Source organism: Paenibacillus sp. SEL3 (genome assembly GCF_054602585.1).
Window position 1 is genome coordinate 3,607,605 of record NZ_CM137725.1, and the last position, 24,896, is coordinate 3,632,500.

Below are 24,896 nucleotides of genomic sequence, written 5' to 3' on the forward strand. Positions count from 1 at the left end.
TACCATGAAAAATGAAGAATACAGGGAGTGGATGATCCTTTCTTTCCGATGTACTTTGGGAGAATACGAAGGTTTGAAATCGGACGCAGCACCCATTCTGCCAGCAGATATGCGGGCAAGTTTGACGAACAGTTTTTGCCTCAGTCTTCGCACCATTTTTCTCTCTTCTCTCTGGAGTCGGTTAGACGCGAACCTTTGACATCTTCAAACGCAGAACGTACGCGTGACAAATAGGTTTGGAACTGACAGATTTCCGACTCACTAAAGTCTGACATCAGACGTGAAGCCAGCCCTACGAAAAAGGGATCCATCTGTTGAATTTTACTTTTTCCTTTATCGTTCAGGGACACGAACACTCCCCGCTTGTCATTGGGATCGTCATATTTATTAATGAATCCCTCTTGTTCGAGAGAAATAACCATGGAACTGATTGCTGCCCGGCTTACACCCATCTTTTCAGCCAAAGCAGAAGGAGAAGACATTTCATCTCTTTGTGCTGAAAGTACACAAAGCGCGATATATTGCCCGTAGGAGAGACCAAATTCACGTGAACGCTTCTCCATGTTTTTACGTATTTCATAAGTTATGGAAAATAAATCTACCAAAACACCAATTGGTTTATTGCCACCTGGAAAGAGATTATAGGCCAGTTGACGAATTTCGGAGTCCAAAAAAAAGAACATGCGATCCACCTCGATGTAGTTAATTAGTTAACTGTAATTTAATTAACCACTGGTTGCAATGATTTATACAAACTTTGTTCCGCATTTTTTGAAAATATATCTGTAAAACGTCACATCCAGGGGCCGATACACTGATCGAGGTCCTGATTCACAAAGGCTTGTATGGAGGGCTGACGCAGGGTACGTCCTTCTTGCCACCGCCACTCACTATATTGAACCTTGGCGGTATACATGGGTTGCACCCAAAACGCATCTTGATGCCGATCCGGTTTATTGCTAAAGGGTCGTTCCGATATGGTATGTGGTAGCAGGCGCTCGGTAAGCTGACGCCAATCTTCCCGAGTCAGCTTGCCCGTACCCACATGCCCGATATAGCGCAGCATTCCTTGTTTATCATATTGGCCCAGCAACACAGCGTTGATAATGCCTCCGTTCAGGGTATAGCCACCGATAACGGCAATGATATCGCCATAATTTTTGACCTTGAGCCATCGTCCGTCCTTTCCGCCCAATGTGTACGGACTATCCAGCTTTTTACACACAATACCTTCCATTCCTTGGCTGCACATAACCTGAAATAGAGCTTGTCCATCAGGATGAGCGGGAGCCAGTTGAATCCGTTCATTCGGTATGATGATCTGATGCAGCAGTTCAAGCCTTTCCTGTAACGGTTTAAGATGAACCCACTCCCCGTTCAGATAAATAATATCAAACAACATGTAAGTAGCAGGCACAGCTTCATAGGCTGACTGAATTCGATCCGTCCGACGAATCAGATCCCGTCGCATAATTTCATGGAACGATGGTTTACCGTCGGCACCGAGTGCGATCATTTCCCCGTCCAATATGACCGAATCAGCCTTGCAGTAGGAGGGGAAGAGAGCAAGCTCCGGGTATAAAAGCGTTCGTTCGTGCTGTTTGCGGTTGAACAGGCGTGTGCTGCCCTGGTTGTGATACGTCAAAATTCTCGTACCGTCCCATTTTATTTCGTAACGCCAAAGGCCTGTTGCATCTACAGGTACTTTTTCGCTCAGTTCCGGTTCAAACGGGATGACGGGTTTTATTTCTGTACGCAACGCAGCACCTCCCTTGCCTTTATATGAATAAATATAGTGTCGACGATAGATCTTATTTTATGTATCAGGATTTTGCAAAATTTGATTCCAGTCGCTCCGAAGTGCAAGATATAGACGAACTAAACCATTTCGATGTATATCTTGTTCATTGGAAGTCGCTTATGGGATTTTTGCAAAATCCTCGTATGTGATGTTTCTCTGATCCCTAAATAGGGGAATGATAAGAATATCTAGCGTCGGCATGAAGTGATTGCATTAATTCGTTAGCATGAGTTTTACGGGATTTTCTTCAGTCAGAAAGGGGATTGGTCTCATGAGACAAATTCGCGAGGAGGACCATGCAGTAGTCATGGTGGATGATGGACAGGTAGTTGCAGAAGTAGGTTATAAATCCGTAGATGACCACTCATTGGTCATTGACCATACATTTGTATCCGAGCAGTTACGGGGTCAAAAAATTGGCAAGGAGCTCATCGACAGAGTGGTTGAGATGGCAAGAAATCAGCATAAAAAGGTTATCCCTGCTTGCTCGTACGCACTTGCTCTGTTCAAGCGCCATAAAGAATACAGTGACGTGTGGCAGCAATGAATATGGATCATCAAGGCTGCTTAACTGCATAACCGACACAACACCGGAGCGGGTAATCAGACTCTTCCGGTGTTTTTTTTGTGTGCATAAAGCTTTTAAAAAGAATGCATTCTACCGTTGATATAGGGAAACAAAGGGCTATCCTCAAATGTTGAAGCACATTTCTTGCCGGATGGCTGTGAAATTGTTCATACTGTTGTCACTTCACAGGCTAACTATGAGTTCTATATAATATATTATGGTTATGACCGCAAAAATAATGAAAACCTGAATTTAAACGAAGGAGACGCTCATGATGAATAAAGCGAGTGAGGACAAGCAGTACGTTCCAACGAGCAATCGTAATTTTACAACCTTGATTATCACCGTTTCCATTATAGCCAACGTGATTATTTTGCTGCTATTCTTTTCGCCGATCGGATACCAGGGGAGTGTCAGTTTTGATCTCACTATTTTCCCAAGGTTGAATGCGATTTTTAACAGCTTCACGTTTATTTTCCTGGTGGCTGCATTGGTTGCTATTTTCAAGAAGAACATCAAGGTGCATAAAACCTTTATTCTGCTGGCCTTTGCCAGTACCGTTTTATTTTTATTTTCCTACCTGACCTTTCACTACATTTCGCCGGAAACTGCAAAATATGGCGGTGTGGGTATCCTTCGTCCGATTTACTTTACATTGTTGATTTCGCATAGCATACTGGCTGCAATTATTGTACCGCTGGCACTGTTCACGGTTGTATGGGGATGGACGATGCAGGTAGCAAAACATCGTAAGATTGCGCGCTGGACGATGCCAATTTGGCTATATGTGAGCTTGACCGGGGTACTGGTGTACGTTTTCATGGCCCCATACTATTAATAGATGTGAACCCTTTGATGGGTTGATTTAGGGAAATGGCGTCTCTGCTGAAGAGGCGTCTTTTTTGTATCCAATAAAAGAAAAATTATTCCTTCTAAATTTATTTTATTAAAAAAACGTTCCTTCTATAACGGTATTTCTGCTATAATTTGCCTTAATCAACTAAGAACAAGGGGGTCACCATGTGACAAAGAAAGCGAAAGGCAGGTTACGGTTGCTTGTATCTATGCTGGCGCTGGTTGTACTGCTGAGCAGCTGCGGTGGTGGAGGATCAAAGTCGGAAAAGGTTGACGGAGGGAAAGTAACACTGCAATTTTGGACCATTGCACTACAACCTACATTTACCCCGTATTTCAATCGGGTGATTGCCGATTATGAGCAGAAGAACCCCAATGTCAAAATTGACTGGAAGGATTACCCTTATGACGCAGTAACCAACAAACTGTTGACAAGTATCGCTAGCAACAGCAGTCCGGATGTAGTTAATCTCAATACAGAATTTGCTAGCCAAATGGGCTCCAAGGGTGCTGTTGTTGATATGAATGAGCATTTGTCGCCCGAGGAAAAGGCTGCTTATTTCGAGGGTATTTATAATTCCACAGTCATTAACGGTAAAGCTTATGCGCTGCCCTGGTATACCGGTACAGAAGTACTTTACATGAATACAAAGCTGGTCAAAGCCGCCGGATTGGACCCTGCTCATCCGCCTAAAACCCGGGAGGAATTGTCTGAATGGGGCCGTCAGATCAATAGAAAAATTGGCAAGGCAGGCTATGCTCAGCAGCTTGTATCCAAGCTTTTCGCTGTGGACGGCATTCCTATCCTAAATAAAGAAAAGACAGCGGCGGCGTTCAATACACCAGAAGCAGTCACCATGATTGATAATCTAAAAAAACAGATGGAAGATGGCGTTGTACTCAAGGAAGACGCTGACTTCTCACAACAAGTGAAATATTATGCCGGCGAGCAGGTTGCTTTCGAGCTGGCAGGCCCCACGTTCATCAATTTTATCAAAACGGCAGCGCCAGACGTTTATAAGAACACAATTGCTGTCCCTGTCCCAACTGGCAAAGCCGATGTGCGGCTCTCCAACTCTATGGACTTGGTCGTACCTGCTAAGTCTGTACATGTGGACGAAGCAGTGAAATTTGCTGTTTTCTTGACAAACGCAGAGAGTCAAACTGCTTTTTCTAAAGCGGCGAATACACTACCTTCCACGAAAGACTCCATTAAGGATCCATATTTTACTCAGTCTGACAAATCATTAGAAGCACAAGCCAAGGTAGTATCCGCGCAAAGTTTGGATAAGGCGACAGATTATATGGTTGGTGTGCCCAATGCCAAAGATGTGAATAGTGCCATCGCGCGAGCCTTGCAAAATATTTTATTGAACGGAAGAGATACGAAGGAGACGCTAACTGCTCTGGAGCAGGAAGTAAACGATATTTTAAAGCAATAGGTTTGACAGGGGGGAGTGAATACTCCCCTCAGGCTGTCGAGAAACCCCCTGTTTTTTAATCAGGTTTAAAATGGCCACTTTGATCAAATAAAAATGGGTCCTCAGATCGTTTTAAATCGATTTTTGTTTTAAAAGTTGAGTTTCCCCAAATAAAAAATAAAGTGCCGGAAAGTCCGTTGGACTTTCTCGACACTCTGGGGGGAGTGAATACTCCCCTGTTCATTTATCGAAATCAGGTGGTGATGCAGCATGATCAAATGGTTGAGGTCGGAGTCTTTTACGGCCTGGGCTTTTATGACGCCGGGACTGTTATTGCTTGCCGTCTTTGTATTTTGGCCTATTATTTACAGCATTCCGCTGGCATTGACAGACTACTCTGTCATATCAGATACCCATTTTGTCGGTTTGAATAATTTTGAAGCGGCGTTTAAGGACCGTAACTTTCTTATTTCGATTTGGAACTCATTGTTGTACGTGCTCATTGTCCCCTTTCTCCAAATTTTCTCCATCCTGATGGCCGTGCTTGTGAACAGCCGTATTCCGGGAATCAAAATATTCCGCACGACCTACTACATCCCTGTTGTGACTTCAATGGTAGCTGTAGCCTTAATTTGGAGCTGGCTGTTGGGCAATAACAGCGTAGTGAACTACTTGCTCATACAGATCGGCCTGATTAGCAAAGACATACACTGGTTATCGGACAGCAACTTGGCCTTGTATGTACTGATGTTCATCACAATGTGGAAGGGACTCGGGTATTATATGATGCTCTATCTGGCTGGATTACAAAACATTCCTCAAGATCTGTACGAAGCCGCTAGAGTCGACGGTGCAAGCCGATGGCGTCTGATTGTTCATATTACTCTTCCACTGCTAAGACCTTACGTTCTGTTCTGTACCCTTATATCACTCATGTCAGCTATCCGCGTATTTGATGAAGTATATGTACTAACCAAGGGTGGACCGGGAACGGCCACGTTGACATCGAGCTTGTATATTTTTCAAAAGGGGATGGAGCAGTTTAATTTTGGGTATGCTTCGGCGCTTGGCTTAATTGTCGGTGCAATGATTGCCGTACTTAGTATTATCGTATTCCGATTCAATAGGAAAGGTGGTGTCAATCCCTATTGATGAATCTAAAGGATGACAAATTGCTACGCTCATCTCTTCCTAAAAAGGAAAGCAGCCGCATCATGCGCAGTCTCGCCCGAATGCTGAGAATGACGGTCACCTACGTGCTTCTAATGCTACTTGCCCTCTTTTTAATGGGACCGTTCCTCTGGCTGCTCAGCGTATCCCTCATGCCAGGCCGTAACATTTTTTCAACGCCGCCCGCTATTTTTCCGACCTTTATTAATTTCGATAATTATGTTCAGGTGTGGCAGTTCATGAATTTTCCAAAATATATGCTGAATACGGTCATCATTACGGTGTTGGGCGTTGTGCTCAATGTGGTACTCGCCAGTCTGACAGGATATCCCTTGGCTGTGTTTCGTTTTAAGGGTAAAAATCTGGTGTTTACGCTGCTGATTGCCACGATGATTATTCCTTCCTACACCGCATTTATTGTGCATTATCTGACCATTCAAGGGCTTCATCTGGGCAATACATATTTGGGTGTAGTGTTGCCTGGGGCAGTCTCCGTGTTCAACATTTTTCTGATGCGACAGACGTTTATTCATATTCCCACCGATGTACGTGATTCCGGTAAAATGGACGGCGCTTCGGAGTTTCGAATTTGGTGGCAGCTGGTGCTTCCGCTGGTCAAGCCAGCGCTTGCTGTAATTTCTCTGTTGGAGGCGATGTCGTTCTGGAACAGCTTTCTGTGGCCTATCGTTATTTTGAACGATTCGGAGCTATATCCGCTAGCAGCTGCGCTCACGTATCTCAACGGTCAATTTGCCTATAACTTCGGCTGGATTGCTGCCGGCACAATGATTTCGGTACTGCCGATCATTATATTGTTCCTGTTTACACAGCGCTACTATATGGAAGGTTTGGCGGGAGCGGTAAAAGGATAGCCAGTAGTCACGGCTACGAAGAGCCTGTGAATGGAAGGAGACGATTGCGATGGAACTGTCCGAAGGAACGGGGCCTTATTCGAGTGTAGGGCTAGCACCGCAGGAGATTCAATATTATTTTCGTGATGTGTATGACAGCGGGGAAAGGCTGGTTATCTCCGAACCGCGACTGATCTGTGAACTGTCCTCTCGCTTTGCAATGAATCAGGAGTATGAAGGTGTGCTGGACCCTGAGGGACCGATCAAGCTTATTGTGCCTCCAGGGCCGGGTGTACCGACTGAAACACGGGGAAGCGTGCAGTTGGTGCTCGAATATGACGGAATGCTTGCTGCAGACGGATATCGGTTGGACATTCAGAAGGACGGGCGGATTGAAATTCATGCTTCCAATAAAAGAGGGCTCAAATACGGTATGGATGCCCTGCATCTCCTGCTTCAAGTGGAACAGGAGCGATGTACTCTGCCGGTGATGTCTATTCGGGATGAGCCTTCCTTCCCGGTCAGAGGAATTATTGAGGGCTTCTATGGGAAACCGTGGAGTTTTGCGGATCGGCTGGATGCCGTCCGTTTTATGGCTACGCATCGGATGAACACATTCATGTATGCCCCCAAGGATGATCCATATCATCGTGAGCTATGGAGAGAGCCGTACCCTGAGGATACGTTTGCCCAGATTTGCGAATTAAAGGAAGCCTGCGAACGGCATGAGGTTGATTTCCATTATTGTATCAGCCCAGGGAACGACCTGAGCTTTGGCAGTGATGAAGACTTCCTTAAATTGACTGAAAAGCTGGCGGCCGTGATTGCGATTGGCGTACGTCATTTTTCTGTGTTAATGGATGACATTGACTACGTACTCAAAGGGGGAAATCGACATTTGCTGGGCCGCTCGGGTCACGCTCATGTCTTTTTGACGAACAAGGTGCATGCATGGCTAGCTGAACGACTGCCTGAATTTACGCTGACGGTCTGTCCTTCGGAATATTGGTCATATTGGGATACCGAATACAAAAAGGATTTCCGTGAGCGGCTGCATCCGGAGATTAAGGTGTTCTGGACCGGGTACTTTGTTTTTGCTCCACAGATTAGTCGCGAGCACGCCGCTGATAATCATGCATTCTTCGGGCATGAGCTGTGGCTGTGGGATAACATCCCGGTGAATGATTGTGACCATGATCGGTTATTCCTTGATCCGCTGCGCGGACGATATTCCGGGCTACCAGACTGTGGACATACCGGTATGGTGGCCAACCCGATGAATCAGTGGGAATGCTCCAAAGTGACGCTCATTACGATGTCCCACTATATGTGGAACAGTGAACGGTATATGCCTGAGCGATCTTGGGAATGGGCTGCGCAGGAGTTAGTGGGAGAGCGTGCGGATGAATTGATGTTTTTTTGTCGTCAAAACAGGAACAGCCGACTAGGCGGCAACGCGTATGAGGACGTGGACCTTGCTTTGCAAATGCGCGATATCCCTGCACTGGATATGTACTTTGAGCGGCTGCTTCAGGCCGTGAACGTCCTACGGAGCGTGCCTGCCGGTGATCCAGCGGCAGGATTCGTGTCCCAGGCCGCACCGTGGCTGGAACGTGCCGAGCTGGATGCGGGCCTGTGGCAGGTGTTGCGTCAAGCTGCGCTCAGCAGCGAGCGACAGGACGATGCACAGTCGGGGGAGAGCGGCACGCCGAGGAAAGCTGTTGACGAGCAAGAGCCGTCACCTCTGACAGACGAAATCGTAGGAGAACTGCGAAGCGGTATCACTGCTTGCTTAGAAGCGGAGGCTCGGCTGGGTAGCAATCCGGCGATCCGTGCTGCTGCGCAGTGGGGTTATGTCGATCAGGACGAACAAGGAAAATATCGGCTGATTTTGTGAGTATTTGCGCTGGATTAAGCAACCAAGGCAGCATAGCTGCCCTGAAAATAATCATTTGCCGTTAGGATAACGGTAATTTTCAGGAGAGGTGGAACGTATGGTGAAGCCCAAAACCCGATTACTTTTTATACCGCTGGATGAGCGGCCCTGTAATTATCAATTTCCTTATTTACTGGCACAGGGCACAGACTTTGAGATGGAGCGGCCCCCATTAGAATGGATGGGACAAAAGAAAACCCCTGGCGATACGACCAGACTATGGGCATGGCTCGAAGAACGCGCAGCGGCGGCTGATGGAGCCATTGTTGCGATGGATACGTTGCTGTACGGAGGAATCGTACCTTCTCGACTACACAGTATGTCGAGCGAGCAGGTCAAAGATAGAGTGAATCGGCTTCGCAGGCTAAAACAGCTATATCCGCAACTGACCCTGTATGCATTTCAACTGATTATGCGCTGTCCGCAATATTCTTTGGCTGATGAAGAACCGGATTACTATGCCGATTGGGGTCGTGAGATATTCAGAAAGGGCTTCATTGAGCATCGTCAGGAGCTGGGGATTGCTACCGCAGAAGAGTTACTCGAATTAGCTGATATCAACGAGCGTCTGCCAATGGCAATATTGGATGATTACCTGGGGCGTCGCCATGTGAATTTGGAGGCCAATGAAGTTGCGCTGGATCTCGTAGCAGAAGGTATCATTGATTTTATGATCATCCCACAGGATGATTCGGCTCCCTACGGCTATACCGCCAAGGATCAGCAGCGGCTAAGAAGTCGTATTTCTGAGCTTGGGCTGGATTTGAATGTATACATGTACCCGGGGGCAGATGAAGTGGGTTGTACGTTGCTGGCTCGTTGGGTTAACAAGATGAATAATGTAGTCCCACGGGTGTATCCCCGATTGTCTGCTTTGCAGGGGGCATTCGTAGTACCGCTTTTTGAAGATCGCTATTTTTACGAAACCTTAAAATATCAGATTATGGCGGCAGGTGGGCTGATAGCTTCCTCAGCAACGGAGGCTGATTTGATTTTGTTGGCTAACACACCTGGTGACACGATGGCAGAGGCTTCATCCCAGCAGCGTGCAATGACCGGATATGATGTACATCGAAATGTAGTAGAGCTGGTTGAGTACGGTTCTTATATGCTGCAATATGCAGGTCAAAATGTTGCAGTTGCTGATGTGGGCTACGCCAACGGCGCAGATCTCAAGCTACTTAGACTATTGAAGCAAAAAGGACTGCTTTTTAAGCTGGCGGGTTATGCAGGCTGGAATACCAGTTCTAACACGCTGGGCACCGTCATTGCCCAGTCCATACTGTATACCCACTATGGCTGTACGGAGGAACATTTGGATTTTCTGTCGCTGCGCTACGCCGAGGATGCCTGTTATTGCGCTGTGGTACGTACGGCTATGAATAACGGAATTGTAGAGCAGATGGGTTTTACCAAGTTTATGCTCGATGGACCGAGAGGCTCGGTAGCTGCGGTTATTCGCGGACGGCTGGAGCAGGCGCTCAATGAATATGTGAACGGGCCGGAAGGCCGCGTGGAAATTATAGATTGCTACATGCCGTGGAACCGCACCTTTGAAGTCGCATTAACCGTACGGCATCATGCTGAGAAGAGAGGGTGATTCCTATGGGAATGGAAGGTGTATTATCCAAAGTTCAGCACGGACTGATCGTGTCCTGTCAGGCGCTACCAGGCGAACCGTTACATGGAGCAGATTCTATGGTCAAAATGGCGCTTGCCGCACAGCAGGGTGGAGCTGTGGCGATACGCGCCAATGGCGCATCGGATGTACGTGCGATTAAACAGGCAATTTCTCTACCAGTGATTGGCTTGGTTAAGCGGGATTATGATGATTCTGATATTTACATTACGCCTACCCTTCGTGAAATGGAGGAACTGGTGGAGGCAGGCGCGGATATCATTGCGCTGGATGCCACATTACGACCGCGCCCAGCGGGATGCAAGCTGAAGAGGCTCATAGATTATGCCCATGAGCAGGGAGTCACTTCCATGGCAGATATATCGACACTGGAGGAGGCACTTCATGCGGCCTCCCTTGGCGCAGACTGCGTATCCACCACGTTATCCGGGTATACGCCGTACTCTGCTCAGATTGAGGGTCCTGATCTGGAGCTGGTTCGGAGAGCGTCGGAACTGGTTCCCGTTCCTTTAATTGCAGAGGGCAAAATCTATGATCCAGCGCAGGTTGAGGAAGCATTCCGAATGGGAGCACATGCAGTGGTTGTAGGCTCGGCGATTACCAGACCCCAATTGATTACGCAGCGGTTTGCCGATGCCGCAAGGAAGGCAGTGAAATGCATCTATGGAGATGAACGACCGAATTAAAACGTATTATCCTTCATTAACGAAATCGGAGCAGAAAGTTGCCTTGTGCGTACTGGAGCATCCCGCAGACATCATATATTTCTCTGTGACGGAGCTGGCGGATTTTGCAGGTACAGGCGAAACGACCGTCATGCGCTTTTGTCGGAAGATTGGTTTTAAAGGTTATCAGGATTTCCGACTGTCCCTAGCGCAAAACCAGACTTATCGTAAAACTGATATGGGCGAGGAGAACATCGACCCAGATGACGAACAAGATATTACGCGTACGGTGTATCACAACATGCTCGATATTTTGCACTCCAGTATGGGGCTGCTGGACCATTCAGAGCTTGGTCGTGCGATTGCGTGTCTCGATCAAGCGGGCTATGTTCAATTTTTCGGCGTAGGTGCTTCGGGGATTTCCGCGCAGGATGCTAAAAACCGTTTCTTACGGATCGGGCGTCGCGCCGAGGCTGTGGCAGACGGACATATTCAGTCGATGATGGCGGTATCCATGAACCCGGGTGATGTGGCTATCGGCATTAGTGTATCAGGAAGTACGCTGGATACGAACGATATGCTGCATAAAGCCAAGCAAAACGGTGCAACTGTTATCGCAATTACAAATTATGCGAAATCACCCATTACCTCCATTGCAGATATCGTGTTGCTAACCGCGGGCAAAGAAGCGCCGATAGAAGGTGGTTCAATCGGCGCTAAAATCTCACAACTATTCGTGATTGACCTCATTTGCGAAGGGCTTGCTCGCAAGCACGCGAGTCACACCAAACAGATGAAGGAAAAAACAGCGAGGGCCGTTATTGAACGAAGCTATTGAGATTTTTCAGTTGTGAATTGAAAACTGTGCGTTTCGACAGGTTCAATGACTTGTGTTTGTGGTGCTTATGAATGGCTATTTCATGTATTGCTATTAATAGAAGGTTTGTACAAAGAGCTAGTAAGCTTTTATGTAGGGTAACAAGGAGGTTGGTGTGGTGGCAGCTGCTGTGAACAGAGTCATTGGAATCGACATTGGGGGCACATCGGTGAAGGCCGCCATAGTGGCACGGGACGGATCGGTGCTTGATGAAATCCGGCTGGATACGGACGCTTCCCGGGGACGTGAATGGGTGTTGTCGCAGGTGTCAGAATCTGTGCTCGGGCTGTTGCGTTCTTTTGGAGATACCAGCCTCGGTGCCCATATAGATGTAGGCGCTCTTGGCATTGCTACTGCTGGCAGAGTAAATGTGGAGAGCGGCGAAGTTGTGTATGCCACAGATAACCTACCTGGCTGGCAAGGTACATCCTTAGTAACATGGGCTAGGGAAAAACTGGCTTTACGAGCGGTTGCTGATAATGATGCGAACGCCGCTTTACTTGGAGAAGCGTGGCAGGGAGCGGGGAAGGGCAAGCGACGCTTGGTGATGCTCACGTTGGGAACAGGTGTCGGAGGTGCATATATGGAAAATGGCCTCTTGTGCAGAGGGGCTCATTGGAGCGGCGGTGATTGGGGGCACAGTATTCTATTCCCCGGAGGACACCCCTGTAATTGCGGAAGAAAAGGGTGCGCCGAGCAATATGTATCGGGGAGCGCCCTCTTACGTCGAGGTAGGGAACACGTCGGTAAATTGTACCGCTCGGGAAACGAGATTGTGAAAGAGGCCGTTCACGGTAACCAGGAGGCAATTCAGGTGCTGGATGATTACACCGCAGATTTAGCTGTACTTCTAGCTAACATCTCAGTGACTCTTGATCCTGAGAGGATCATTGTAGGCGGAGGAGTATCGGACACGGGAGAGGTCTGGTGGCCCATGCTGGAAAAGCATCTGCACCAATTTGGAGTTCAAACGGAAGTAAGTCGGGCATTGTTGGGCAATCGCGCTGGAATTATCGGTGCTGCACGGCTTGCCTTCGAAATGACCGAGTCCTAGTACAAGAATGAAAGGGGAACGAACCATGACGCAAAAACGGCTTGATACCGACATTGTTGTGATTGGCGGAGGCCTGGGGGGGACATCGGCAGCTCTCGCGGCGGCGAAGGCTGGCATGAGAGTCATCGTGACAGAGGAGACGGACTGGTTAGGGGGGCAGTTAACTTCACAGGCGGTTCCCCCAGATGAGCATCGATGGATCGAACAATTTGGTTGCACAGCAACATACCGTGAGTTCCGTAATCGTGTACGTGACTATTACCGTCAGAACTATCCGTTAACCGAAGAAGCTCGAAATAATCCCATTCTCAACCCTGGGAACGGTTGGGTAAGCCGTCTGGCCCATGAACCACGGGTAGCTCTGCGGGTGCTTGAAGATATGCTCGCTCCCTATTTGAATACGGGGCGCGTTCATGTATACTATCACACCGTGCCTATTGCCGTTCAGACGGATGGGGACTGTATTACTTCTGTAACTGTCCGTACCTCGAATAGCGCTGATCATAAGTGTGGATTTAGAGTGCTGCACGGAGCGTTTTATCTGGATGCGACAGAGTGTGGTGATCTCCTTCCAATGGCAGGAGTGGAGCATACGAGTGGAGCGGAGTCGCGGGCTGCTACGGGTGAGCCTCATGCACTGGAGTGTGCTAACCCTTTTGATATGCAATCTATCACACATGTGGCTGCCGTAGACTATATTCCCCAGGAAAGCTTCATTATAGAGCGGCCGCAACAATATGATTTCTGGAGAAATTATATTCCTTCCTTTTCCCGTTTTCCGATTTTGAGCTGGTTTGCTACTGACGCGGATGATACCAGTAAACTAAAACAGTTCACATTGTTTCCTAACGATCAGGGCATTGTATCCTTATGGGATTATCGTCGTATTGTAGATCCCTCGATATGGAGCAAACCGCTAAATGATGGTGAGGTAACTCTTTTAAACTGGGCGCAAAATGATTATTACCTTGGGCCATTGATCGGTGTCACTGCTCAGGAGCAGGCAAAACATCGAGAAGGAGCGCGTGAGTTGACTCGTTCATTAATATATTGGCTTCAAACCGAAGCGCCCCGGTTAGATGGAGGGTTCGGCTATCCGGGAATTCGACTACGGGGTGATGTTCTCGGCACATCTGACGGTCTGGCTAAAACGGCTTATATTCGCGAGTCACGCCGAATTCAGGCCAAGTATATGATATCTGAGTTTGATGTAAGTCGTGAGCTTCGGGGAGAAGAGGTTCCTAAGCGATATACAGACAGTGTAGGTGTAGGTAGCTATCATTTGGATCTTCATCCAACTACGGTATCTCAGCGAACATTCTACATCCCTAACTATCCTTATGAAATTCCATTGGGCTCACTTATTCCGGTGAGGGTGCTCAATTTACTTCCTGCCTGCAAAAATATAGGGATGACCCAAATAGCCAATGGCTGCTATCGATTGCATCCTACAGAATGGAATATAGGAGAATCATCAGGAAGTCTAGCAGCTTACTGTGTCTCCAACGAAGTATATCCCATTGAAGTGAGCCGATCAGCAGAGCATCTTGGATGTTTTCAAAATGTTCTTCTTCGCCAAGGTGTGGAACTGCACTGGCCTGCAGAGGTATTTGAGCCAGAGGAAGTCATCAGCTAATGAAGGGGCAACTAGCCCCTCGACTGATTTTAAATGAGCTGAAAGATGAGTGGATTTATTCTAAAATAAAAAAAAACAAAAAAAGTGCTTGCTAAGTTGCTGGGGTTTATGATATATTATTTGAGCTGACAACAAAACAGCAGTTTCAAAAGCGAAAAGCTTGGGTGAAATGATTTTTAAAAAAAAGAAAAAAATAACCCTTGCATTTTTGAAACGAACATGATATGATCTTATAGCTGCTGAAAAACGCAGCGAAAGAGAAATGTTTGATCTTTGAAAACTGAACAACGAGTGAGTAAAACGATTTTGTTCGCAAAATCAAAACAAGAGATATTTTATCTCGTCAGTTTCAAAATGAGCTTATCGCTCTTTCTATAAACCAGCTTCGGTTGGTCTTTAATGGAGAGTTTGATCCTGGCTCAGGACGAACGCTGGCGGCGTGCCTAATACATGCAAGTCGAGCGGGGTTATTTAGAAGCTTGCTTCTACATAACCTAGCGGCGGACGGGTGAGTAACACGTAGGCAACCTGCCCACAAGACAGGGATAACTACCGGAAACGGTAGCTAATACCCGATATATCCTTTTCCTGCATGGGAGAGGGAGGAAAGACGGAGCAATCTGTCACTTGTGGATGGGCCTGCGGCGCATTAGCTAGTTGGTGGGGTAAAGGCCTACCAAGGCGACGATGCGTAGCCGACCTGAGAGGGTGATCGGCCACACTGGGACTGAGACACGGCCCAGACTCCTACGGGAGGCAGCAGTAGGGAATCTTCCGCAATGGGCGAAAGCCTGACGGAGCAACGCCGCGTGAGTGATGAAGGTTTTCGGATCGTAAAGCTCTGTTGCCAGGGAAGAACGTCTTGTAGAGTAACTGCTACAAGAGTGACGGTACCTGAGAAGAAAGCCCCGGCTAACTACGTGCCAGCAGCCGCGGTAATACGTAGGGGGCAAGCGTTGTCCGGAATTATTGGGCGTAAAGCGCGCGCAGGCGGCTCTTTAAGTCTGGTGTTTAATCCCGAGGCTCAACTTCGGGTCGCACTGGAAACTGGGGAGCTTGAGTGCAGAAGAGGAGAGTGGAATTCCACGTGTAGCGGTGAAATGCGTAGAGATGTGGAGGAACACCAGTGGCGAAGGCGACTCTCTGGGCTGTAACTGACGCTGAGGCGCGAAAGCGTGGGGAGCAAACAGGATTAGATACCCTGGTAGTCCACGCCGTAAACGATGAATGCTAGGTGTTAGGGGTTTCGATACCCTTGGTGCCGAAGTTAACACATTAAGCATTCCGCCTGGGGAGTACGGTCGCAAGACTGAAACTCAAAGGAATTGACGGGGACCCGCACAAGCAGTGGAGTATGTGGTTTAATTCGAAGCAACGCGAAGAACCTTACCAGGTCTTGACATCCCTCTGACCGCTGTAGAGATATGGCTTTCCTTCGGGACAGAGGAGACAGGTGGTGCATGGTTGTCGTCAGCTCGTGTCGTGAGATGTTGGGTTAAGTCCCGCAACGAGCGCAACCCTTATGCTTAGTTGCCAGCAGGTCAAGCTGGGCACTCTAAGCAGACTGCCGGTGACAAACCGGAGGAAGGTGGGGATGACGTCAAATCATCATGCCCCTTATGACCTGGGCTACACACGTACTACAATGGCCGGTACAACGGGAAGCGAAATCGCGAGGTGGAGCCAATCCTAGAAAAGCCGGTCTCAGTTCGGATTGTAGGCTGCAACTCGCCTACATGAAGTCGGAATTGCTAGTAATCGCGGATCAGCATGCCGCGGTGAATACGTTCCCGGGTCTTGTACACACCGCCCGTCACACCACGAGAGTTTACAACACCCGAAGTCGGTGGGGTAACCCGCAAGGGAGCCAGCCGCCGAAGGTGGGGTAGATGATTGGGGTGAAGTCGTAACAAGGTAGCCGTATCGGAAGGTGCGGCTGGATCACCTCCTTTCTATGGAGAATCGTTTCCTGCGATGGAAACATTCAAATTAGCAGGTATAACGTACCTGCGACCGGATATTCAATTCGGTTCATCACGTTCGTGTGAATGAAATGAATATCCTGAACTTACTCACTCGTTGCTCAGTTTTGAGAGCTCAAACTCTCAAGCTTCGACGAATACTTCATTCACACATTCGTGTGGAACCGAAATATTCATCGGGTTTCGCTTCGATGAAGCGAATTGCACCTTGAAAACTGGATACCGAAACGAAATTGCGTTTTAGAATATTCCTTTAAGCTGATCTTGTGCAAACAAGTGAAATAAAGGTAGCAGGTAAGGAAAGATCTTTTGCCTTTGGCAAAAAAAACATTCTTTATCGAACATCGACATTTTCTTTTATCAAAGAAAAGTCTAGGTTAAGCTACAAAGAGCACACGGAGGATGCCTAGGCGCCAGGAGCCGACGAAGGACGTGGCGAACAACGATAAAGCCTCGGGGAGCTGTAAGCAAGCTTTGATCCGGGGATGTCCGAATGGGGAAACCCGGCTGTCTTCATCGACAGTCACTTTCTGCTGAATACATAGGCAGAATAGAGGCAGACCAGGGGAACTGAAACATCTAAGTACCCTGAGGAAGAGAAAACAATAGTGATTCCGTCAGTAGCGGCGAGCGAACGCGGATTAGCCCAAACCAAGGAGCTTGCTCCTTGGGGTTGTGGGACGTCTCACGTGGAGTTACAAAGGAACCGGTTAGATGAAGAGGTCTGGAAAGGCCCGCCAGAGAAGGTAAAAGCCCTGTAGTTCAAAACTTGTTCTCTCCGAGACGGATCCCGAGTAGTGCGGGGCACGTGAAACCCCGTATGAATCCGGCAGGACCATCTGCCAAGGCTAAATACTCCCTGGCGACCGATAGTGAAGCAGTACCGTGAGGGAAAGGTGAAAAGCACCCCGGAAGGGGAGTGAAATAGATCCTGAAACCGTGTGCTTACAAGAAGTCAGAGCCCGATCTAGGGGTGATGGCGTGCCTTTTGTAGAATGAACCGGCGAGTTACGTTCCCGTGCAAGGTTAAGGTGAAGAGCTGAAGCCGCAGCGAAAGCGAGTCTGAATAGGGCGATCTTTAGTACGTGGACGTAGACCCGAAACCGGGTGATCTACCCCTGTCCAGGGTGAAGGTGCGGTAACACGCACTGGAGGCCCGAACCCACGCATGTTGAAAAATGCGGGGATGAGGTGGGGGTAGCGGAGAAATTCCAATCGAACCCGGAGATAGCTGGTTCTCCCCGAAATAGCTTTAGGGCTAGCCTCGGAAAGAAGAATCGTGGAGGTAGAGCACTGATTGGGTGCGGGGCCCGCAAGGGTTACCAAGCTCAGTCAAACTCCGAATGCCATAGATTTAGTTCCGGGAGTCAGACAGTGAGTGCTAAGATCCATTGTCGAAAGGGAAACAGCCCAGACCATCAGCTAAGGTCCCCAAGTGTGTGTTAAGTGGGAAAGGATGTGGAGTTGCACAGACAACCAGGATGTTGGCTTAGAAGCAGCCACCATTGAAAGAGTGCGTAATAGCTCACTGGTCGAGTGACTCTGCGCCGAAAATGTAACGGGGCTAAACACACCACCGAAGCTATGGCTTGATGCTTGCATCAGGGGTAGGGGAGCGTTGAATGCGGGTTGAAGGTGTACCGTAAGGAGCGCTGGACTGCATTCAAGTGAGAATGCCGGTATGAGTAACGAAAAGATCTGTGAGAATCAGATCCGCCGAAAGCCTAAGGGTTCCTGAGGAAGGTTCGTCCGCTCAGGGTAAGTCGGGACCTAAGGCGAGGCCGATAGGCGTAGTCGAAGGACAACAGGTCGAAATTCCTGTACCACCGTAATCCGCTATGAGCGATGGGGTGACGCAGTAGGGTAGTGACGCGGACGGATGGATGTCCGTCTAAGCAGTGAGGCTGATGTGTAGGCAAATCCGCACATCGTAAGGCTGGGCTGTGATGGGGAGCGAAAATTATAGTAGCGAAGGTCATGATCTCAGACTGCCAAGAAAAGCCTCTAGCCAGGAGAAGGTGCCCGTACCGCAAACCGACACAGGTAGGCGAGAAGAGAATTCTAAGGCGCGCGGAAGAACTCTCGTTAAGGAACTCGGCAAAATGACCCCGTAACTTCGGGAGAAGGGGTGCCTCGGTAGGGTGAATAGCCCGAGGGGGCCGCAGTGAAAAGGCCCAAGCGACTGTTTAGCAAAAACACAGGTCTGTGCGAAGCCGCAAGGCGAAGTATACGGGCTGACGCCTGCCCGGTGCTGGAAGGTTAAGGGGAGTGGTAAGCCCTTCGGGGCGAAGCTATGAACCGAAGCCCCAGTAAACGGCGGCCGTAACTATAACGGTCCTAAGGTAGCGAAATTCCTTGTCAGGTAAATTCTGACCCGCACGAATGGCGTAACGACTTGGGCGCTGTCTCAACGAGAGATCCGGTGAAATTTTAATACCTGTGAAGATGCAGGTTACCCGCGACAAGACGGAAAGACCCCATGGAGCTTTACTGCAGCTTGATATTGAATTTGGGTACGATCTGTACAGGATAGGTGGGAGCCGTCGAACTTTGAGCGCCAGCTTGAAGGGAGGCATCCTTGGGATACCACCCTGATCGTATCTAGGTTCTAACTTGGTACCGTAATCCGGTGCGAGGACAGTGTCAGGTGGGCAGTTTGACTGGGGCGGTCGCCTCCTAAAGAGTAACGGAGGCGCCCCAAGGTTCCCTCAGAATGGTTGGAAATCATTCGAAGAGTGCAAAGGCAGAAGGGAGCTTGACTGCGAGACCTACAAGTCGAGCAGGGACGAAAGTCGGGCTTAGTGATCCGGTGGTACCGCATGGAAGGGCCATCGCTCAACGGATAAAAGCTACCCTGGGGATAACAGGCTTATCTCCCCCAAGAGTCCACATCGACGGGGAGGTTTGGCACCTCGATGTCGGCTCATCGCATCCTGGGGCTGAAGTAGGTCCCAAGGGTTGGGCTGTTCGCCCATTAAAGCGGTACGCGAGCTGGGTTCAGAACGTCGTGAGACAGTTCGGTCCCTATCTGTCGTGGGCGTAGGAAATTTGAGAGGAGCTGTCCTTAGTACGAGAGGACCGGGATGGACGTACCGCTGGTGTACCAGTTGTTCCGCCAGGAGCACCGCTGGGTAGCTATGTACGGAAGGGATAAGCGCTGAAAGCATCTAAGCGTGAAGCCCCCCTCAAGATGAGATTTCCCAATTAGTAAGACCCCTTGAAGACGACGAGGTAGATAGGTTGGGGGTGGAAGTGCAGTAATGCATGGAGCTGACCAATACTAATCGGTCGAGGGCTTATCCTAAGATAAAGCGCAATAAGTTTCGGATCCAGTTTTCAGGGTGTAACCTTGAAGGTATGTAGAAATACATACAACAAGCGCATGGCTATTCATTCACAGGATAAGTGGTGAACTGAATAACCGTACGGAAGAATTTGCGTAGCAAATTCATGTTTGGTGGCGATAGCGGAGGGGTTCCACACGTACCCATCCCGAACACGACCGTTAAGCCCTCCAGCGCCGATGGTACTTGGACCGCAGGGTCCTGGGAGAGTAGGACGTCGCCAAGCGATATCCTTTAGAGGATGATAAATTTTTACATGTTAGGGCCTTTAGCTCAGCTGGTTAGAGCGCACCCCTGATAAGGGTGAGGTCGGTGGTTCGAGTCCACTAAGGCCCACCACTTCTAGAATAACAAAAAGATTGGGGCCATAGCTCAGCTGGGAGAGCGCCTGCCTTGCACGCAGGAGGTCAGCGGTTCGATCCCGCTTGGCTCCACCAATATTCCCTGATAGCTCAGTTGGTAGAGCACTCGACTGTTAATCGAGTTGTCACAGGTTCGAGTCCTGTTCGGGGAGCCATATTTTGAATATTTCTGACTTTTATATATTAAGGTGGCGGCGTAGCTCAGCTGGCTAGAGCGTACGGTTCATACCCGTGAGGTCGGGGGTTCGATCCCCTCTGCCGCTACTCGGAGAGATACCCAAGTGGCTATAAGGGGACCCTCTGCTAAGGGGTTAGACTGCGAAAGTGGTGCGAGGGTTCGAATCCCTCTCTCTCCGCCATAAATTTATTGAGACCAGAACTTATTTTGCAAGGCCCGTTGGTCAAGGGGTTAAGACACCTCCCTTTCACGGAGGTAACAGGGGTTCGAATCCCCTACGGGTCATAATATGGAGGCTTAGCTCAGCTGGGAGAGCATCTGCCTTACAAGCAGAGGGTCGGGGGTTCGATCCCCTCAGCCTCCACCATAAGAAAATTTGAGAAATGCTTATTAATGTCGCGGGGTGGAGCAGTTCGGTAGCTCGTCGGGCTCATAACCCGAAGGTCGTAGGTTCAAATCCTGCCCCCGCAATTAATTTCCTATTGGAAATGCCTCTGGAACTGTGGTGTAGAGGCCTAACATGCCTGCCTGTCACGCAGGAGATCGCGGGTTCGAATCCCGTCAGTTCCGCCATTTTAGCTTCATATATAATTGGCATATATAGTGCGGATTATATGATGTAGTAATAAAATTTAATGTGGCTCGGTAGCTCAGTCGGTAGAGCAGAGGACTGAAAATCCTCGTGTCGGCGGTTCGATTCCGTCCCGAGCCACCTTTCAAGTGGGAAATGAGTAATGTGCCGGTGTAGCTCAACTGGTAGAGCAACTGACTTGTAATCAGTAGGTTGGGGGTTCAAGTCCTCTCGCCGGCACCATTTTGGAGGATTAGCGAAGTGGCCAAACGCATCAGACTGTAAATCTGCTCCCTTACGGGTTCGGTGGTTCGAATCCATCATCCTCCACCAGTCTTTTCATAATCATATGGCGGTCGTGGCGAAGTGGTTAACGCACCGGACTGTGACTCCGGCATTCGTGGGTTCAAGCCCCATCGGCCGCCCTTTATTCTTAATTTGTTGGGGATTAGCCAAGCGGTAAGGCAACGGACTTTGACTCCGTCATGCATAGGTTCAAATCCTATATCCCCAGCCATTAAGAGCCATTAGCTCAGTTGGTAGAGCACCTGACTTTTAATCAGGGTGTCGAAGGTTCGAGTCCTTCATGGCTCACCATTTATAATTATTTTGCGGTCGTGGCGGAATTGGCAGACGCGCACGGTTCAGGTCCGTGTGGGCTAACCCCCCGTGGAGGTTCGAGTCCTCTCGACCGCACCATATTTTGCGGACGTGGCTCAGCGGTAGAGCATCGCCTTGCCAAGGCGAGGGTCGCGGGTTCGATTCCCGTCGTCCGCTCCATTATCCATACGGCGCCATAGCCAAGTGGTAAGGCAAAGCTCTGCAAAAGCTTCATCCCCAGTTCAAATCTGGGTGGCGCCTTGACTACTCATTATGGAATTTAATATGCGCCCTTAGCTCAGCTGGATAGAGCGTTTGACTACGAATCAAAAGGCCGGGAGTTCGAATCTCTCAGGGCGCGTCATTTCTTAAAAAAATGTATAATGTCGGGATGTAGCTCAGCTTGGTAGAGCACCTGGTTTGGGACCAGGGGGTCGCATGTTCAAATCGTGTCATCCCGATACTGTTTTGCGGGTGTAGTTCAATGGTAGAACTCCAGCCTTCCAAGCTGGTAGCGTGGGTTCGATTCCCATCACCCGCTTTTTGCTATAGCGGATTCTTGTTGCCTCAGTGGTGACACCTTATAAATAAAGAGAGCCTGTCTGGGGACAGAGCTCTCTCTTTTTTTGTATTTATCCTCATGTAATCCACAATGTGTTGATTATCCATAATCTTCGGTATCGGTGTATATCGTTCTGATCATGCAACTGGTATACACCGATAACCGATCTAGTGGACAGTTTTTACACGGGAATGGTCAGCTGGATGGAGGTTCCCTCCTCTGGAGCAGAGGTTATGCTCATAAATCCCCCTACCCCTCTAGCTCGTTCTTCCATACTGAACAATCCAACTCCCTCTCCTTGGGACTTTCCAGAGAATCCAATGCCTTTATCCCGAATGGTCACTTGTATCATTTCATTTTGATCCTCAACGTCGACATATGCCTCTGCTACATCTGCGTATTTGGCTACATTCGTTAATGCCTCTTGTACAATCCGATAAATTGCAATTTCCTTGCGAATATCAACCCGTTTACGTAGATTGCATTGAAAATGCACCTCAATCCCGTAATGAGAACAGAAGTTTTCAATATAGGTTCTTATGGCTGGGACGACACCCAGATCATCCAGAACTGAGGGACGAAGTTCCCACGCTAGACCACGAACATCTTTGATGATGTCGGTCACCTGCGAACGGAGATTCTCCAGAGTAGCACTAGGTTGTTCGGCAAGTTGGCTATCCAATTGGATAATAAGTGAAAATAAGCTTTGCCCTATCCCATCATGCAGCTCTCTTGAAAAGCGTTTACGTTCTTCTTCCTGTATTTGCATGACTTGTGTCATCATAGACTGAAGTTCAGCTTCTACTCTCTTCAGTTTAGTGACCTCATTGCGGATCGCTAAGTACTGATAGGGTTTACCTTCCTCGTCCATAAACGGAACGATCGTAGTATTCACCCAGTAGTAGCTGTTATCTTTAGCACGATTACGTATTTCTCCTTGCCATACCTCACCTGAACGGATCGTAGTCCACAGGTTTTTCATGAAGGCGGGGGTATGATAGCCTGAATTAATGAGACGATGATCCTGACCGATCAGCTCTTCACGACTGTATTGCGAAATCTCACAGAACTTGTCGTTTACGTACTGAATAATACCTCGATGATCGGTCAAAGCAACGATGGAAGACGTATCTAGGGCAAATTTCAGATTGGATAATTGGTGGAGTGAGTTACGCAGCGCATGAAGAAAAGGGGATTCTGGTATATAAATTTCCAGATCATTCAGCAGTTTATCGGTTGATTCACCAAAGGCATGCTGCAGTAAAGGGTTAGAAGGTTCATTCATAATGGAGCAGCCCCTTTTTTAGTGCGAATTTGACTAGCTCAGGTCGTGTTTTCAAGTTAAGCTTCTCCATAAGATTGCTTTTATGGGACTCTACGGTTTTGACACTAATCACCAGGTGCTCGGCAATTTCCTTGTTGGCATATCCTTTGGCTACCCAGGATAGAATCTCTTTTTCCCGCTCAGACAAGGATTCATAGGGTCCGGCTATGCCTTCCTGTTTGATTTTGTCCAGATATTCACTCATCAGTCGTTTGGTTGCATTCGGGTACAAATAGGCACTACCTTCGGCCACAGACTGGATGGCAGCGAGTAACTCCTCGTGAGGTGCGCTTTTTAAAATATATCCGGATGCTCCAGCTTGAATGGCTCGGAACAGATATTCTTCATCGTCATGCATCGTTAAAATAAGGACTTCTGTATCGGGCAGCTGTTTTTTTAATTCAGTGGTTGCTGTGAGACCATCTTTTCCAGGTGGCATGCTAAAATCCATGAGCACAACATGAGGTTGTAGCTCCACTGCCTTGCGGATTGCCTCATCCCCGTCTGCTGCATCTCCTACTACCTTAATACCGTTTTTGCCGTCCAATAGGGCCATGAGGCCAGAACGTACGACAACGTGATCATCCACTACTAGTATACGAATCAATTTGTCATCCCCTCGAACGGTAAAAAACCGTACGTTTTGTCATAATCATAGCAAATTTTAGGGATTTCAATCAACAAAGATAGTTAGGGACAGCTATATCAAGTATCTGATGAGGATCATTATCTATAGAAACATTGTTGAGCTATGGAGTGAGAGGGTAAGCACATAGTTGGCTAAGGCGTTGAGCTACTTGAGTAGCCTCGGCTATATCAGACTCTGTGAACATCCTCACATCACGATTACCAAGAAGCAGCACACCGTTGGGCAGATCTCCTGTGCTGGAAAAGGGAATGGCAACAGCAGAGTGAAGCTGCTCGGCCAGCATTAGTGCACATTCCTGACGCAGACGTATACTACCTGATAGCAAAGCACTTACAGTTACGGTACGCCCCAAGCGAACAGCCATACCGGCAATACCATGGCCAATCTTAAAAGAAATAAGGCGATAGCGATTGCTTCGGCTACCAGAGGCGTAATACCAATGCAACTTACCACCTGACTTGGACATAAATGCAAGGGCAGTGAGATCACCATAAATAGTATCTCTCAACTGGTTCAGTTCTTTTCGCATTTCATCCGTTATTTGTAGCATAGAAGACACATCCTTTTTCATAACCAAACTATATCTCTAGTTCATTGTAGTTTCGACAGTTGCAAAAGTAGATCGGGGAACCCCCTGATCTATAGGCGCAGGAAACACTGACTTTTCATCTGGTCGGATAAGGAGTAGGGAAATGGTCGATAAATGGGGCGTTAGCTTACTTCAGAAGTGATATTTATCACAGCAAATCAGGGAGTAGGAAGGTATAAAATCAGGTGTTCTCCCGATAACAACCCAGGCGTTAAAACATTATGATATAGATATCAGGTAAACACGAGGAGGACGCTAACAT

General features: G+C 48.3%; 17 protein-coding genes, 21 tRNA genes and 3 rRNA genes (1 of these 41 only partly in view). 36 read left to right on the top strand and 5 right to left on the bottom strand.

The window, feature by feature from the left end:
* Positions 1–140: 140 nt before the first annotated feature.
* Both ACYCS5_RS16595 and ACYCS5_RS16600 read right to left on the bottom strand, forming a co-directional pair.
* A complete protein-coding gene (locus ACYCS5_RS16595) occupies positions 141–683 on the bottom strand; it encodes a MarR family winged helix-turn-helix transcriptional regulator (RefSeq protein ID WP_029516824.1) in 543 nt (180 codons plus the stop codon).
* Between the two features lie 110 nt (positions 684–793).
* Positions 794–1,759, bottom strand: coding sequence for an ATP-dependent DNA ligase (locus tag ACYCS5_RS16600; RefSeq protein WP_029516823.1), 966 nt, complete (start codon positions 1,757–1,759; stop codon positions 794–796).
* A 313-nt stretch (positions 1,760–2,072) separates the two neighbouring features.
* On the opposite strand from ACYCS5_RS16600, the gene ACYCS5_RS16605 reads away from it, so the two are divergent.
* The 35 genes from ACYCS5_RS16605 (at position 2,073) to ACYCS5_RS16775 (ending at position 22,051) form a co-directional block, all read left to right on the top strand.
* A complete protein-coding gene (locus ACYCS5_RS16605) occupies positions 2,073–2,348 on the top strand; it encodes a GNAT family N-acetyltransferase (RefSeq protein WP_029516822.1) in 276 nt (91 codons plus the stop codon).
* Between the two features lie 295 nt (positions 2,349–2,643).
* A complete protein-coding gene (locus tag ACYCS5_RS16610) occupies positions 2,644–3,207 on the top strand; it encodes a DUF420 domain-containing protein (RefSeq protein ID WP_029516821.1) in 564 nt (187 codons plus the stop codon).
* 184 nt (positions 3,208–3,391) lie between these two features.
* On the top strand, positions 3,392–4,666 hold the full coding sequence (locus tag ACYCS5_RS16615; protein ID WP_029516820.1) for an ABC transporter substrate-binding protein: 1,275 nt from the start codon (positions 3,392–3,394) through the stop codon (positions 4,664–4,666).
* A 249-nt stretch (positions 4,667–4,915) separates the two neighbouring features.
* Positions 4,916–5,797, top strand: a complete 882-nt coding sequence (locus tag ACYCS5_RS16620) for a carbohydrate ABC transporter permease (protein WP_029516819.1) — start codon at positions 4,916–4,918, stop codon at positions 5,795–5,797.
* Positions 5,797–6,687 (top strand): carbohydrate ABC transporter permease, encoded by an 891-nt coding sequence (locus tag ACYCS5_RS16625; protein WP_459759801.1) that lies wholly within the window; start codon positions 5,797–5,799, stop codon positions 6,685–6,687. Before ACYCS5_RS16620 ends, ACYCS5_RS16625 begins: the two co-directional genes overlap by 1 nt.
* A gap of 49 nt (positions 6,688–6,736) precedes the next feature.
* Positions 6,737–8,563, top strand: a complete 1,827-nt coding sequence (locus ACYCS5_RS16630; protein WP_459759802.1) for a protein O-GlcNAcase — start codon at positions 6,737–6,739, stop codon at positions 8,561–8,563.
* Positions 8,564–8,660: 97 nt separating this feature from the next.
* A complete protein-coding gene (locus ACYCS5_RS16635; RefSeq protein ID WP_459759803.1) occupies positions 8,661–10,202 on the top strand; it encodes a DUF4127 family protein in 1,542 nt (513 codons plus the stop codon).
* Between the two features lie 5 nt (positions 10,203–10,207).
* Positions 10,208–10,927: an N-acetylmannosamine-6-phosphate 2-epimerase gene (locus tag ACYCS5_RS16640; protein ID WP_029516815.1), complete on the top strand. Its 720-nt coding sequence runs from the start codon at positions 10,208–10,210 to the stop codon at positions 10,925–10,927.
* Complete coding sequence (locus tag ACYCS5_RS16645; RefSeq protein ID WP_342425557.1) at positions 10,905–11,744, top strand: MurR/RpiR family transcriptional regulator; 840 nt, start codon at positions 10,905–10,907, stop codon at positions 11,742–11,744. The genes ACYCS5_RS16640 and ACYCS5_RS16645 overlap by 23 nt, the downstream gene beginning before the upstream one ends.
* 157 nt (positions 11,745–11,901) lie before the next feature.
* Complete coding sequence (locus ACYCS5_RS16650; RefSeq protein ID WP_152526700.1) at positions 11,902–12,837, top strand: ROK family protein; 936 nt, start codon at positions 11,902–11,904, stop codon at positions 12,835–12,837.
* Positions 12,838–12,862: 25 nt separating this feature from the next.
* The gene (locus ACYCS5_RS16655; protein ID WP_459759804.1) at positions 12,863–14,473 is read left to right on the top strand and encodes an FAD-dependent oxidoreductase; all 1,611 of its coding nucleotides are present in this window, start codon (positions 12,863–12,865) and stop codon (positions 14,471–14,473) included.
* Between the two features lie 396 nt (positions 14,474–14,869).
* Positions 14,870–16,425 (top strand): 16S ribosomal RNA (locus ACYCS5_RS16660).
* A 405-nt stretch (positions 16,426–16,830) separates the two neighbouring features.
* Positions 16,831–19,759, top strand: a 23S ribosomal RNA gene (locus ACYCS5_RS16665).
* A gap of 149 nt (positions 19,760–19,908) precedes the next feature.
* Positions 19,909–20,025: ribosomal RNA gene (gene rrf, locus ACYCS5_RS16670) — 5S ribosomal RNA — on the top strand.
* The 16S, 23S and 5S rRNA genes sit together here with 21 tRNA genes alongside, the layout of an rRNA operon.
* A 36-nt stretch (positions 20,026–20,061) precedes the next feature.
* A tRNA-Ile gene (locus ACYCS5_RS16675) sits at positions 20,062–20,138 on the top strand.
* Positions 20,139–20,160: 22 nt separating this feature from the next.
* A tRNA-Ala gene (locus ACYCS5_RS16680) sits at positions 20,161–20,236 on the top strand.
* 4 nt (positions 20,237–20,240) lie between these two features.
* A tRNA-Asn gene (locus ACYCS5_RS16685) sits at positions 20,241–20,316 on the top strand.
* 35 nt (positions 20,317–20,351) lie between these two features.
* Positions 20,352–20,425, top strand: a tRNA-Met gene (locus ACYCS5_RS16690).
* Positions 20,426–20,428: 3 nt separating this feature from the next.
* A tRNA-Ser gene (locus ACYCS5_RS16695) sits at positions 20,429–20,520 on the top strand.
* Positions 20,521–20,552: 32 nt separating this feature from the next.
* Positions 20,553–20,624 (top strand) — tRNA-Glu (locus ACYCS5_RS16700).
* 6 nt (positions 20,625–20,630) lie between these two features.
* Positions 20,631–20,706: transfer RNA gene (locus ACYCS5_RS16705), tRNA-Val, on the top strand.
* Between the two features lie 30 nt (positions 20,707–20,736).
* Positions 20,737–20,810: transfer RNA gene (locus ACYCS5_RS16710), tRNA-Met, on the top strand.
* Positions 20,811–20,835: 25 nt separating this feature from the next.
* Positions 20,836–20,912: transfer RNA gene (locus ACYCS5_RS16715), tRNA-Asp, on the top strand.
* 66 nt (positions 20,913–20,978) lie between these two features.
* A tRNA-Phe gene (locus ACYCS5_RS16720) sits at positions 20,979–21,051 on the top strand.
* Between the two features lie 26 nt (positions 21,052–21,077).
* Positions 21,078–21,153: transfer RNA gene (locus tag ACYCS5_RS16725), tRNA-Thr, on the top strand.
* Between the two features lie 4 nt (positions 21,154–21,157).
* Positions 21,158–21,243 (top strand) — tRNA-Tyr (locus ACYCS5_RS16730).
* A gap of 19 nt (positions 21,244–21,262) precedes the next feature.
* Positions 21,263–21,335 (top strand) — tRNA-His (locus ACYCS5_RS16735).
* A 17-nt stretch (positions 21,336–21,352) separates the two neighbouring features.
* Positions 21,353–21,427: transfer RNA gene (locus tag ACYCS5_RS16740), tRNA-Gln, on the top strand.
* A gap of 4 nt (positions 21,428–21,431) precedes the next feature.
* Positions 21,432–21,507 (top strand) — tRNA-Lys (locus ACYCS5_RS16745).
* A 14-nt stretch (positions 21,508–21,521) separates the two neighbouring features.
* A tRNA-Leu gene (locus ACYCS5_RS16750) sits at positions 21,522–21,609 on the top strand.
* 6 nt (positions 21,610–21,615) lie between these two features.
* Positions 21,616–21,690: transfer RNA gene (locus ACYCS5_RS16755), tRNA-Gly, on the top strand.
* Between the two features lie 10 nt (positions 21,691–21,700).
* Positions 21,701–21,771 (top strand) — tRNA-Cys (locus ACYCS5_RS16760).
* 26 nt (positions 21,772–21,797) lie between these two features.
* Positions 21,798–21,871, top strand: a tRNA-Arg gene (locus ACYCS5_RS16765).
* Between the two features lie 26 nt (positions 21,872–21,897).
* Positions 21,898–21,971 (top strand) — tRNA-Pro (locus tag ACYCS5_RS16770).
* 9 nt (positions 21,972–21,980) lie between these two features.
* Positions 21,981–22,051: transfer RNA gene (locus ACYCS5_RS16775), tRNA-Gly, on the top strand.
* Between the two features lie 202 nt (positions 22,052–22,253).
* Here ACYCS5_RS16775 and ACYCS5_RS16780 read toward each other — a convergent pair.
* From ACYCS5_RS16780 to ACYCS5_RS16790, 3 genes are all read right to left on the bottom strand, one after another.
* Positions 22,254–23,357 (bottom strand): PAS domain-containing sensor histidine kinase, encoded by a 1,104-nt coding sequence (locus tag ACYCS5_RS16780; protein ID WP_459759805.1) that lies wholly within the window; start codon positions 23,355–23,357, stop codon positions 22,254–22,256.
* Entirely contained in the window at positions 23,350–24,003 is a 654-nt protein-coding gene (locus tag ACYCS5_RS16785; protein WP_029516026.1) for a response regulator, read from the bottom strand. The genes ACYCS5_RS16780 and ACYCS5_RS16785 overlap by 8 nt, the downstream gene beginning before the upstream one ends.
* A gap of 142 nt (positions 24,004–24,145) precedes the next feature.
* Complete coding sequence (locus ACYCS5_RS16790) at positions 24,146–24,595, bottom strand: GAF domain-containing protein (protein ID WP_029516025.1); 450 nt, start codon at positions 24,593–24,595, stop codon at positions 24,146–24,148.
* Positions 24,596–24,894: 299 nt separating this feature from the next.
* Between ACYCS5_RS16790 and ACYCS5_RS16795 the strand changes: the two genes are divergently transcribed.
* Positions 24,895–24,896, top strand: a 2-nt sliver of a protein-coding gene (locus ACYCS5_RS16795) for a Crp/Fnr family transcriptional regulator (protein WP_029516024.1). The gene runs 739 nt beyond the window's last position; only 2 of the gene's 741 nt are visible here; the start codon is cut by the window's right edge — 2 of its three bases fall inside, at positions 24,895–24,896; its stop codon lies off the right edge, out of view.